Genomic DNA, 11,745 nt, shown 5'->3' with positions numbered 1-11,745 from the left:
GCCCGCACCCCTGCCCGCACCGGAAAAGTGATGGTCGGCACAATCCAGCCGTGGCATTTAAGGGAACCGCCGCCGTGAAAGTAGTGTCTTATCCATGGCCCCCTTTCGAAACAGCCGCGCCGCGTCGCTGCCCGCAAAACTGTCCCGTTCCTGGCTCCTGGCATCGGCAGCCGACGAAGCGAACTTTGCACCGGCGCTCGCGTCCGAGGCGGACTCCGTGGTGTTCGACATGGAAGACGCCGTCCCCGCGCCGGGCAAGGCCGAGGCCCGCGAACGAGTGGTCGAAGCACTGTCCACCGGCATGACCGCCTGGGTGCGCGTCAACGGCATCGAAACCGATTACTGGGCCGATGACCTCGCGGCGCTGTCCAAGGCCCCCGGCCTGCGCGGCGTCATGCTCGCCATGACGGAAAAGCCCGAGCAGGTCACCCACACCGCGATGCGCCTGCAGGCCGGCACCCCGGTGCTCGCCCTGGTGGAATCCGCGCTGGGCATCGAGAATGCGACGGCGATCGCTTCCGCCCCCGGCACCTTCCGCCTGGCCTTCGGTGTGGGCGACTTCCGCCGCGACACCGGCGCCTCCGACGATCCCATGGCGCTGGCCTACGCCCGCTCCAAGCTGGTGGTCGCGTCCCGCGTCGGCCAGCTGCCCGGCCCGATCGACGGCCCCACGGTGGGCGCCCTCGGCGAGAAGCTGCTGGAGGCCTGCAAGGTCACCCAGTCCATGGGCATGACCGGCAAGCTCTGCCTGCTGCCCGACGCCGCCGACTTCATCAACCATGGCCTCTCGCCGAGCGAATCCGAGGTCCTCTGGGCCCACGAACTGCTTGAGGCGCACGCTGCCGGCGCCGTCGTGGGTGACGGTTCCTACCTGCCCCGACTGGCCCGCGCGCAGAAGATCTCCTCGCTGGCGGACTCCTACGGTCTCTGGAACGCCTAGCCCTCGATCCGGGATAAAAAGTCCAGCACCCGTGCCGTGAGTGCGGGTGCTGCCGCTTCGTCGTAGCCGTCCAGGCTGATGTCGGCGAACAGGTGTGAGCTGCCCGGATAGAGGAACAGCTCGGCGTCGTCCGCTGACTCCGCCAGGTTCACGGCCGCATCCAGGTCGCCTTCCTTGGTGAAGACGGGGTCCTCGTCCATGCCGTGGATCTGCACGGGCACGCCGTCGGGCCAGGAATCGGCAAAGACTCCGAGCGGGACGCAGCCGCTGATCAGCACCGCGCCGCGGGCGCCGGGCCGGGTCTGCGCCAGCCGCTGCGCGCACAGCACGCCCAGTGAAAATCCGAGGTAGACCATGCCGGGCGGAAACCGGCCGGCAATCCGGACCCCGGCCTCCTCGATCTCCTCAAGCCCGAGCTCCTGCGCATAGGCCAGGCCGGCGTCGAGCCCGGCAAACGTGCGGCCCTCGAACAGGTCCGGAACGGTAACGGTGTGCCCGGCCTCCCGCAGCACGTCGGCAAAGGCATCCATGCCGGGAGTCAGGCCCTGGGCATGATGGAACAGCAGGACATTGGCCACGGCAACTCCTTAGCGTTCGACGAGGATGCCGTCGGCGTCGGCGTACAGCACGGCGCCGGGGCGGAACGCAACGCCGCCAAACGTCACCGTGACGTCCACTTCACCCGCGGATTCCTTGGCACTCTTGCGCGGATTCGAGCCCAGTGCCTTCACGCCCAGCGGCAGCTTTGCCAGGGCGGCACGGTCCCGGATCGCGCCGTTGATGACGACGCCGGCCCAGCCGTTGGCCACGGCCGCCTCGGCGATCATGTCGCCCATGAGCGCGGTGTGCAGCGACCCGCCGCCGTCGACCACCAGCACCGCGCCGTCGCCGGGCGAGTTCAGGATGCTTTTGACCAGTCCGTTGTCCTCGTTGCAGCGAATGGTGCGGACCGGGCCGCTGAACCCCGGGCTGCCGCCCAGGTCCTGGAACTGCAGGGGCACTGACGCCAGGTTCTCGCCGTGTTCGTCGTAGAGGTCTGCTGTGCTGATTTCCATGGCACCTACTGTGGCACAGGGCTCAGCGGGAGTGCTGGAGGGACGCCGCATGGGCCTTCAGGACTTCCACGACCTCGAGCAGTTCGGCCACCGATTCGGTGGTGGCGGCGCCTTTCTCCCGGGGCCAGCCCCCGGCCAGCCCCTCGTTGTAATACAGGCCGTCCCCGAGCAGCAGGATGGCGCGGGCGATGGCTGGGTTGCCGACCTCCTCGAGGATCAGCTGCATCCAGTTGCGGTGAATCCGCTCCAGCATGGCCGATGCCTCCGGGTCCGAGGCCTGCGCCAGCCGGACGACGCCGATCAAGGCGCGGTCCAGGGCGCTGTCCACGTAGACGGATTCCCGCACCAGGTACCGGGACGGGCCCTCGGGGTCGGTGCCCATGGCCTCAATGTCAGCGGCGGCCAGTTCCTCGAGGCGGGCGATCAGGGCAGCGGCCAGGGCTTCCTTGTTCTTGAAGTGATAGAGCAGGCCGCCCTTGGAGACACCGGCCAGCGCAACGACGGCGTCCATGGTGGCGCCGCGGGGACCTTCATTGATCAGCAACTCCTCATAGGCGGAGAGGATGCGGTCCCGGGTGGAAATGTGCTCAGGCATACGTTTACGCTACGCCATCCGATGCTGTACAGTCTAGACGGTACAGTAAACGGCCGGTGAGTCCTGCCGGCGCTGCCACCACCCCTCGACTTTCCCCTGACAAACCTGCGAAGGAGACAGCTGTGCCCGCGGTACAGGAAGCATCCCCCATTCAACGAGCCGGACGGCGTGAATGGCTGGGTCTGGCAGTGCTGATGCTGCCGGTGCTGCTGATTTCCGTCGACAACACGGTCCTGAGCTTCGCCATCCCGTCGCTGTCCCGCGCGCTCGCGCCCTCGGGCACCGAACTGCTGTGGATCGTGGACATCTACGCCCTGGTCCTCGCCGGCCTGCTGGTGCCCATGGGCGCCCTCGGTGACCGGATTGGCCGCCGCCGGCTGCTGCTGATCGGCTGCGCCGGCTTCGGGCTGGTTTCCGCTGCCGCCGCCTTCGTGCCCTCCGCCGAGGCCCTGATCGGTGCCCGCGCGCTGCTGGGACTCTTCGGTGCCATGCTGATGCCGGCCACGCTGTCCCTGATCCGGAACATCTTCACCGTTCCGTCCCAGCGGCGGATTGCCATTGCCGTCTGGGCGGCCGGATTCTCCGGCGGCGCCGCGCTGGGCCCCATCGTCGGCGGACTGCTGCTGGAACACTTCTGGTGGGGATCGGTGTTCCTGCTCTCCGTTCCGGTGCTCATTCCGCTGCTGGTCCTCGGCCCGATCCTGCTGCCCGAATCCCGCGACCCCCACCCGGGGCCGGTGGACCTGTGGAGCGTGCTGCTGGTCATGGCTGCCATGTTCCCGGTCGTGTACGGCATCAAGGCGATCTCGACGTCGGGAGTCGGCGTCGATTCACTGCTGCCGATCGCCGTCGGGCTGATGTTTGGCGTGCTCTTCGTCCGCCGCCAGCTGCGCCGCCTGCATCCCATGCTGGATGTGCGGCTTTTCCGCAACCCCACCTTCAGCGGCTCGATCGGCGCCAATCTGCTCAGTGTCTTCTCGCTGGTCGGGTTCATCTTCTTCCTCTCCCAGCACCTGCAGCTGGTCCTGGAGAAGTCTCCGCAGCAGGCGGGGCTGATCATGCTGCCGGGCCTGCTGCTGACCATCATCGCCGGACTGGCCGTGGTGCGGGTGGTCCGGCATATCCGCCCGGGCTACATCATTGCCGGCGGACTGCTCCTGAACGCCGTCGGCTACACCATCATCCTGGCCACCGGAGGCGACGGCGGCGTCGGCGGACTAATGGTTGCCTTTATGGTCCTGGGGCTTGGCGTGGGTGCTGCGGAGACCATTTCCAATGACCTGATTCTGTCCTCCGTGCCGCCCACCAAGGCCGGAGCGGCCTCGGCAATCTCCGAGACCGCCTACGAGGTGGGTGCGGTTCTGGGCACCGCGGTCCTGGGCAGCATCCTGACCGCGGGTTACCGGAACGGGGTTGTGCTGCCCGGGGGGCTGGCCCCCGCCGACGCCGCTGCAGCCTCCGAAACCCTCGGCGGCGCCGTCGAGGCAGCCCAGCGGCTGCCCGAGGGTTCTGCATCCGCGCTGCTGGAATCAGCCCGTGCGGCCTTCGACTCCGGCGTCACCACCACCTCCCTGATCGGCGTGGTCCTGATGCTGGTTGCCTCCGCCGGGGCCGTCGTGATGCTGCGCCGGGCTACCGCCGACAGCTAGCTCACTGCTGCTAACCGGACTCGCCGCGGTGCACGATGAGCACCGGGCAGAGGGCATGGGCCGCCAGCACCGAACTGACGGAGCCCAGCAGCAGCCCGGCAAAACCACCGTGGCCACGGTTTCCAACCACCAGCATCTCCGCGCCCCGGCTGGCTTCTATCAGCAGCAGCACCGGACTTCCCGCCAAAGGCGTCCTCACCAGGTCCTTCGGAACGTCGGTCCCGAAGGCATCCGCCAGCGCCTGATTGAGCACCTGTTCGGCCTCCACCTGCGGAGACCAGGTATCGGAGGCGACGGGAGCAGTCAGTGAAACGCTGGTTCCCCAGACGGTGACCACCTGGAGCGGGTTATCCAGCACGGCGGCCAGCCGGCGGGCCTTCCACAGCGCTTCAAGGGAGAGCTTGGAACCATCGACTCCCACGACAATGGGCTTACGGTCCTCATCATTTGTGCTCATTGCCTGTCCGTTCCTTCCGCGGGGCATTTCATCCAGAGCGCGACGGAGGCAGCTTCCCGTCGTGCTCCCTCCATCGTCCGCTCATCCATCCCCGCGATAAAGGCCGGGGGAGGGTGGCCGTAGCATCGTGCATATGTTTCGTGCCCATCGCCGCAGACCGGCCACCGCCATGACAACAGGCCTGCTGCTGGTCCTGGCCCTGCTTTCGGCCACCGGCCCCTTCGCGACGGACCTCTATCTCCCGTCCTTTCCGGTCATGACCGACGAGCTTGGCGCGTCGGCCACCGGAGTCCAGCTGACGCTCACCGCGTTCCTGCTCGGCATGGGAGCCGGCCAGCTGTTTTTCGGTCCGCTGTCGGACCGGTACGGCCGCTTCCGCCCCCTCCTGCTGGGCTCGGCAGGCTTTGTCGTGGCCTCCGCAATCTGCGCCCTGGCACCCACGCTGGCTGTCCTCATCGCCGGACGGCTGCTCCAGGGCCTGTGCGCTTCGGCCGGCGTGGTCATCGCGCGCGCCATGGTCGCCGACCTCACCACGGGCGCGACGTCGGCCCGCACCTTCAGCCTGCTCATGACCATTGGCGGGGTGGCGCCGGTCGTGGCTCCGACGGTCGGCGGGCTCCTGGCGGAATCCCTGGGCTGGCGCGGCGTGCTCTGGGTGCTGGCTGGGCTCGCCCTCGTCATGTTCGCCTGCGTGGTGTTTGTGCTTTCCGAAACCCAGCCCCCCGGCCACCGCAGCAGCGGACCGGTGCTGGCCGGTGTTTCCGCGGTGCTGCGCAACCGGAAATTCCTGGGCTACGCCGTCCTGTTTGCCAGCACCTTCGGCGTGCTCATGAGCTACATTTCGGCCTCCCCGTTTGTCTACCAGAACCTGATGGGACTCTCGGCATCCGCCTACGGGATAGTGTTCGGCATCAATGCCATGGGACTGGTGTCCGCCGGGTTCGTCTCTGCCCGGCTGGCCCGGCGCGTACCGCCGCGGACGACCGTTGCCGCCGCAGTTGCCGTCCTGCTCGGCATGTCGCTGGCGGTGCTGGCGCTGGCGGTTTTCGCGGCACCGCCCCTGCTGCTGGCCGTGCCCATCTTTTTCGCGGCCAGCTCGGTGGGCTTCATCATGGGCAACACCACCGCACTGGCCCTGGCCGAAGTTGGACTCGCCGCCGGAAGCGGATCCGCGGTTCTGGGCGGGGGACAGTTCCTCGCCGGAGCCCTGGTTTCGCCGCTGACGGGATTGGCGGGCGCGGAATCGGCGCTGCCGCTGGCGGTGATCATGAGCGTTTCCGCGCTCTTCGCAGCAGCGGCACTGGCCGCCACCCGCACGCGGCACCCGGCAGCTGGGTAGACTCGTAGGCCTATGCGAACCATGAATAAGTACCGAACCGTCATTGTCTGGCTCTTGATCATCGCGCTGCTGGGCAGCGTCAGCGTGGGCTTCCTCAACATGCTGTTCTAAGCCCGGTGGGGGTGGAACTTGAGCCGGGAAGTCCAGTCGGTCTAGGATACTAAGCATACTTACGCTTACTTCGGCGGCGGTGGAACGTCCGCTGCGGAAGACGCGTACCGCATGCAGAATGACCAGCCGAAAGTGGGAAACTCTATGACCAACGGCAGCTCGAACGACCAGTACACCTTCCAGAACCCGGTGGACCGCTTCCCGGTGATCACTCCGCCGAAGCAGGACCAGCCCGAGCCCGGCCTGGATGCCGACCTGGAGCCGAAAACGGACCGCGGCGAGGAATCCTACCGCGGCACCGGACGGCTGGAAGGCCGCAAGGCCCTCATTACCGGTGCCGACTCCGGCATCGGCGCGGCAGTGGCCATTGCGTACGCCAGGGAAGGCGCCGACGTCGCGCTGGCCTACCTGCCCGAGGAAGAGGAAGACGCGCGGGAAATCGTCCGCCTCGTCGAGGCCGCCGGCCGCAAGGCCGTGGCGCTGCCCGGCGACGTGCGCGACGCCGCCTACTGTGCCCAGTTGGTGACGGATGCCGTCGAGGCCCTGGGCGGGCTCGACATCCTGGTGAACAACGCGGGCAAGCAGGTTGCCGTGGACAACCTTGAAGACCTCTCCGACGAGCAGCTGGATGACACGTTCAAGACGAACATCTACGCGTTCTTCCGCATTACGAAGGCTGCACTGCCGCACCTGCCGGCCGGATCAAGCATCATCAACACCACCTCGATCCAGGCCTACAACCCCTCGCCGTTCCTGCTGGACTACGCCAGCACCAAGGCGGCCATCAACAACTTCACCAAGGGCCTGGCCCAGCAGCTGGCCCCCAAGGGCATCCGCGTCAACGCCGTGGCGCCGGGGCCGTTCTGGACGCCGCTGCAGGTATCCGACGGTCAGCCCAAGGACAAGCTGCCCGAGTTCGGCAAGGACACCCCGCTGGGCCGGGCCGGTCAGCCCACCGAGCTGGCTCCGGCCTACGTGTTCCTGGCGTCTCCCGAATCCAGCTATGTGATCGGTGAGACCCTGAACGTCAACGGCGGCACTCCCTCGCCGTAACGGGGCCGCTGGAACAAGCCCGGAAGACAGAACCGGCCCGCACCTTTCGAAGGTGCGGGCCGGTTCTGTCTTCCGGCGTTCTGTCTTCCGGAGTCAGGCTTTGCTAGCCGCGGGCGTCAGCGTCGCTGAAGTCGGCGCGGTCGATCCGGCGGTGGTAGCGCATGCCGGCCAGCCCGCCGATCAGGGCGCCAATAAGCGTGGCGGCCAGCGTGGCGGCGATGGCAATCCAGGTCACCGCAGTGGCTCCGTCAAGATCCTCGGGCAGCGGTGCGACGGTGTTCAGCTGGGTGATGCTGCGGATGTCGTCGCCGAAGATCAGTCCCAGCACCACCACAACCACTCCGGCGATCAGGGCCCACAGCCAGACCGCCAGGCCCTGCTTCAGGCCGTTGAAGCGGGCCATCCGGCCGGCCACGTAACCGCCGGCGCAGTACGCCAGCAGGAGGATAACCAGCAGGATGACGGTGCCGATGATCCCCGCGCTCTGGTTTGCCATCGCCTGGTCCAGGGACTGGCCGAGGTCATTGTCGGTGGAGAAGCCGACGGCGGCACCAATGGCGGCGGCCAGCGCCGACAGGAGGACCACCATGCCGGTGGCGGTCAGCCAGCCGAAGAAGGCAGCTCCGAACTTCATGCCGCCGAACCGCTCCTTCTCCAGTGCCAGCAGTGCCTCGCGGTTGGCTTTGCCCGGAAGGGCGGTGCGGCGGCCGGCGTCCCTGCTGTCTGCCGCCCGGTCGCTGTCCAGCCGGTCGCTGTCCGGATGGGACCCGCCGGTGGCGTCATAGTCCGAGTTGGGGTCTTTGGTGGCGCTCAGGGGCATGGCCCGGGTGCGGCCGTCGTCGTCGCCCTGGTTCGACTGCCCGGCCGACGGGTGCGCGGAAGCTCCCGCAGCGGTTGCCCCCGAGGCCGGAGAAGTCCCGGACGGATCCGTGCCGGCCGGCAGTACCTGCGTTTCGTCGGCCGCCGGGATCCGGCCGGAGCGATCCCGCAGCCGTCCGCCGTCGGGTCCCGTCGGGTTGCCGGCGTTTTCGGAGCCGTTGGCTGCTCCGGGTCGGCCGTTGTTGCCTGAGTCCGTGCTCATTTGTCTCTCCTGGTGCTGTTGGGTGCAGGGGTAACCGCTCTATAAGCAACCTTAGTATCGACTCGTGCGGCTTGGCGACTGCCGTGCCGAGCGTCTCGGATCAGGCTCCGCCCCGGAGCGGGCCCGACCGGCGGTGGAAGTTCCGGCGGGCGGAAGTCCGGGCGGATGGAAGACTGAGGGGATGGACCCCGACATTGTCATCACCGTCATCGCTGCCCTGGCCATCGCCGTGGGGTTGACCGGAATCGTTATTCCGGTCCTGCCGGGCAGCATCCTGATTATCGCCGCACTGCTCGGCTGGGCCCTGGGGCTGCAGAGCACCGCCGCATGGTGGACGTTCGGCGTGGGCGCCGCACTGGCCCTGGCGGGCCTGCTTTCCAGTGCGGTGCTGACCGGCCGCCGCCTGAAGCAGCGCAAAGTTCCCAACACCTCAGTCCTGGCCGGGGTGGTGGCGGGCGTCGTGGGGATGTTCGTTATCCCCGTGGTGGGGCTGATCGTCGGGTTCGCCGCGGGGCTGCTGCTGAGCGAGTTCCTGCGCCGCCGCAGCCTGCCCGAGGCCTGGTCGGCCAGCTACGCGGCGCTGAAGGCGATGGGCCTGGGCATCCTGCTGGAACTGGCCCTGGCCTTTGCCGCCGGCACCGTCTTTGTCGGCGGCACCTGGTGGCACTTCGCCGCCAAGTAGGCGGGAAAGCTCCGCCGGCTCAGCGCGAACGCACGAACTCGCCCAGCGCCGCCAGCTGATCCAGCCGGCACTGCGGCTTCAGATACATCATGTGCCCGGCCTCGTGATAGTGATGCGAGAACCGTGCCCGTGCCGCATCATCCAGGCGCATGTGCGCCCAGACGTATTCGGCGGCGAAATGGGGCGTGGCGCCGTCGTGGTAGCCGTAGTCCACATGCACCCGCAGATGCGCGTTGTGCGCCAGGAGCCGTTCGAGGGTTTCGGTGACATCCACCGGTACCCCTTCGAAGCTCTTGTAGCTCCACGGCTGGACCCGGCCGGTGAGGATTTCGTACGGCAGATCGTTCTCGTAGCCCAGTTCCGCCCGCACATAGTGGTTTACGGCTGCCGCATAGGGTCCGTTGATGGCGCGCAGGCTGGGGTCATCCCAGTTGGCCGAATCCTGCTGGTGCGCCGGCGGAGCGGTGAAACGGCCGTCGATGCGCCCGACCACCAGATTCTCCTGCCGGAGCAGCTCGGCGGAGAACTGCGCGTAGTCCCAGCGCAGATTGGTGCGGCGGATGAACCCCGGGTCCAGGGTGGTGATTTCGGCCAGCCGGCCGACGACGTCGTCGAACGCTTCGGAGCTCAGCCGTGCGCCCTGCGTCAGGGCGTAGCCGTACTCCCGGCCGGCGTAGTCCTCTGCCTCGCGCACCACGTCGGACAGCGTCCGGTCCCCGTGCCGGCCGTGGAAATGCGCTATCGCTGCGTAGGTGGGCAGGTGCAGCGCATACGGGGTGTCGCGGCCGGGCGCGAAATCCAGAGTGGCCATATTGAGCACGGTGGAGATCAGCCCCAGTCCGTTCACGGCCATGCCGTAGGCGTCGAACAGCCGGCCGGCGACGGCGACGGCGCGGAGCGTGCCGTATGACTCGCCCACCAAGTACTTGGGACTGAGCCAGCGGTTGTTGCGGGTGGTCCAGAGCCGGATGACTTCGGCCACCAGATCACGGTCCGCCTCGAAGCCGTGGAACTCCCCTGACTCGTTGCCGTCCACGACGCGCGAAAAGCCGGTGCTCACGGGATCGATCATCACCAGATCCGCATGCTGCAGCAGCGTTTCCGGGTTGTCCGTCAGCCCGAACGGGGGAGGGGTCAGCGATCCGGCGTCTCCGGAGTCCACCATCCGGGGCCCCAGCAGGCCCATGTGCAGCCAGACCGAGGAGGAGCCGGGGCCGCCGTTGAACGCGAAGACCACCGGCCTGCGGTTGGCCGCGGAATCCGCCTGATCAGCGGTGTAGGCCACGAGGAAAATCTCTGCCTTGGGCCGGAATCCGTCAGATTTCCCGTCCCGGGTCTCCTCCTGCCGCAGCACCATCCGCCCGGCGGTGGTTGTGTAGCCCAGGCCGGAGGGCAAGGTGTGGCTGCGGACAACAAAATCGTCGGTGGCCGCCTCGCCCGGGGAGGGCTGGTTGCCGGTGTCTTGGGGCTGCTCGTCTTGGGGCATTGGAGCAGTCTAGCCACGCCGCCGGCAGGAACCCGGAACGGTGGCCGGATTACGGGCCGGCGGACGCGGGAGCGGACGGCGCCTGCCGCACGGGCTAGGATTTCCGGGACGCCGCCCCTACCCGACAGGAAACACCATGACGGACAGCCCCGACCTCCTGGACCTCGACTCCCTCCTCACCGCCGAGGAACGGGAACTGCGCGCCGGTGTGCGGTCCTTCGTCGATACCGCAATTCGGCCCAACATAGCCCGCTGGTATGACGCCGCCGAGTTTCCGCTGGACATCGTGCCGCAGATGGCCGAACTGGGACTGCTTAGCATGCATCTGCAGGGTTATGGCTGCCCCGGACGAAGCGCCGTCGAATACGGGCTGGCGGCGCTGGAGCTGGAGGCCGGCGATTCCGGGCTGCGCACCTTCGTCTCCGTGCAGGGATCCCTGGCGATGGGCGCCATCTTCAAACACGGTTCCGAGGAGCAGAAAAATGAATGGCTGCCGCGGATGGCCGCCGGAACCGCCATCGGCTGTTTTGCGCTCACCGAGCCCGCCGCGGGATCCGATCCGGGGAACATGCTCACCCGTGCCCGGCGCGACGGCGACGACTGGATCCTCAACGGTTCCAAGCGCTGGATCGGGCTGGCCTCGGTGGCCGATGTGGCAGTGATCTGGGCAATGACGGACGACGGCGTCCGCGGCTTCGTGGTGCCCACCGACACCCCGGGGTTCACGGCTGCGCCCATCACGCAGAAACTGTCGATGCGCGCCTCCATCCAATGCGACATCGAGATTACGGATCTTCGCCTGCCCGGGGACGCGATGCTGCCCAAGGCCAAGGGGCTGCGCGGGCCCTTCGAATGCCTCAACGAAGCGCGGTACGGGATCATCTGGGGCGCGATGGGCGCTGCCCGGGACAGCTACGAGGCAGCCCTGGGCTACGCGCAGGAACGCCTGCAGTTCGAGAAGCCCTTGGCCGGGTACCAGCTCACGCAGGAAAAACTGGTGAACATGGCGCTGGAGATCAGCAAGGGAACACTTCTGGCCCTGCAGATCGGGCGGTTAAAGGATGCCGGCCGGCTGCAGAAGCATCAGATTTCCGCCGGCAAATTGAACAATTGCCGCGAAGCGATCGCCATCTGCCGCGAAGCCCGGACGATCCTGGGCGGCAACGGCATCACGTTGGACTATTCTCCGCTTCGTCACGCCAACAACCTGGAATCCGTGCGCACGTACGAAGGCACCGACGAGGTCCACCTGCTGATCCTGGGCCAGCACCTTACGGGCATTCCGGCATTCCGGTGA

Annotated in this window: 12 protein-coding genes; 6 read left to right on the top strand and 6 right to left on the bottom strand. The window is 67.6% G+C overall.

The window, feature by feature from the left end; all coding sequences use genetic code 11:
• The first annotated feature begins 94 nt into the window (after positions 1 to 94).
• Entirely contained in the window at positions 95 to 940 is an 846-nt protein-coding gene (locus QNO08_RS16260; protein ID WP_229966313.1) for an HpcH/HpaI aldolase/citrate lyase family protein, read from the top strand.
• Here the strand turns inward: QNO08_RS16260 and QNO08_RS16255 are convergent.
• From QNO08_RS16255 to QNO08_RS16245, 3 genes are read right to left on the bottom strand one after another with little or no spacing between them, the layout of a single operon-like run.
• Complete coding sequence (locus tag QNO08_RS16255; protein ID WP_229966312.1) at positions 937 to 1,518, bottom strand: dienelactone hydrolase family protein; 582 nt, start codon at positions 1,516 to 1,518, stop codon at positions 937 to 939. The two genes, QNO08_RS16260 and QNO08_RS16255, sit on opposite strands and share 4 nt — an antisense overlap.
• A gap of 9 nt (positions 1,519 to 1,527) precedes the next feature.
• Complete coding sequence (gene rraA / locus QNO08_RS16250; protein WP_229966311.1) at positions 1,528 to 1,995, bottom strand: ribonuclease E activity regulator RraA; 468 nt, start codon at positions 1,993 to 1,995, stop codon at positions 1,528 to 1,530.
• Positions 1,996 to 2,017: 22 nt separating this feature from the next.
• Positions 2,018 to 2,590: a TetR/AcrR family transcriptional regulator gene (locus QNO08_RS16245; protein ID WP_229966310.1), complete on the bottom strand. Its 573-nt coding sequence runs from the start codon at positions 2,588 to 2,590 to the stop codon at positions 2,018 to 2,020.
• Between the two features lie 122 nt (positions 2,591 to 2,712).
• Here QNO08_RS16245 and QNO08_RS16240 point away from each other — a divergent pair, with 122 nt between their 5' ends.
• Positions 2,713 to 4,239: an MFS transporter gene (locus QNO08_RS16240; protein ID WP_229966309.1), complete on the top strand. Its 1,527-nt coding sequence runs from the start codon at positions 2,713 to 2,715 to the stop codon at positions 4,237 to 4,239.
• A 10-nt stretch (positions 4,240 to 4,249) separates the two neighbouring features.
• Here the strand turns inward: QNO08_RS16240 and QNO08_RS16235 are convergent, their stop codons facing one another.
• Positions 4,250 to 4,696 (bottom strand): universal stress protein, encoded by a 447-nt coding sequence (locus tag QNO08_RS16235; RefSeq protein WP_229966308.1) that lies wholly within the window; start codon positions 4,694 to 4,696, stop codon positions 4,250 to 4,252.
• Between the two features lie 169 nt (positions 4,697 to 4,865).
• On the opposite strand from QNO08_RS16235, the gene QNO08_RS16230 reads away from it, so the two are divergent.
• Entirely contained in the window at positions 4,866 to 6,035 is a 1,170-nt protein-coding gene (locus tag QNO08_RS16230) for a multidrug effflux MFS transporter (RefSeq protein WP_229966307.1), read from the top strand.
• A 255-nt stretch (positions 6,036 to 6,290) separates the two neighbouring features.
• Positions 6,291 to 7,199 carry an SDR family oxidoreductase gene (locus QNO08_RS16225; RefSeq protein ID WP_229966306.1) on the top strand — a complete coding sequence of 303 codons (909 nt, stop codon included), beginning with the start codon at positions 6,291 to 6,293 and terminating at the stop codon, positions 7,197 to 7,199.
• 103 nt (positions 7,200 to 7,302) lie between these two features.
• Here QNO08_RS16225 and QNO08_RS16220 read toward each other — a convergent pair whose 3' ends face one another.
• The gene (locus QNO08_RS16220; protein ID WP_229966305.1) at positions 7,303 to 8,280 is read right to left on the bottom strand and encodes a hypothetical protein; all 978 of its coding nucleotides are present in this window, start codon (positions 8,278 to 8,280) and stop codon (positions 7,303 to 7,305) included.
• 181 nt (positions 8,281 to 8,461) lie between these two features.
• Here QNO08_RS16220 and QNO08_RS16215 point away from each other — a divergent pair, with 181 nt between their 5' ends.
• Positions 8,462 to 8,962 carry a DUF456 domain-containing protein gene (locus QNO08_RS16215; RefSeq protein ID WP_229966304.1) on the top strand — a complete coding sequence of 167 codons (501 nt, stop codon included), beginning with the start codon at positions 8,462 to 8,464 and terminating at the stop codon, positions 8,960 to 8,962.
• 19 nt (positions 8,963 to 8,981) lie between these two features.
• Here the strand turns inward: QNO08_RS16215 and QNO08_RS16210 are convergent, their stop codons facing one another.
• Positions 8,982 to 10,448, bottom strand: coding sequence for a S10 family peptidase (locus tag QNO08_RS16210; protein ID WP_229966303.1), 1,467 nt, complete (start codon positions 10,446 to 10,448; stop codon positions 8,982 to 8,984).
• Positions 10,449 to 10,584: 136 nt separating this feature from the next.
• Here QNO08_RS16210 and QNO08_RS16205 point away from each other — a divergent pair, with 136 nt between their 5' ends.
• Positions 10,585 to 11,745 carry an acyl-CoA dehydrogenase family protein gene (locus QNO08_RS16205; RefSeq protein WP_229966302.1) on the top strand — a complete coding sequence of 387 codons (1,161 nt, stop codon included), beginning with the start codon at positions 10,585 to 10,587 and terminating at the stop codon, positions 11,743 to 11,745.

Origin of the sequence: Arthrobacter sp. zg-Y820 (assembly GCF_030142155.1) — a bacterium.
Taxonomy (GTDB): Bacteria; Actinomycetota; Actinomycetes; order Actinomycetales; family Micrococcaceae; genus Arthrobacter_B.
The sequence above is the reverse complement of the archived record's forward strand: the minus strand, read 5'-3'. Positions and strand labels throughout refer to the sequence as shown.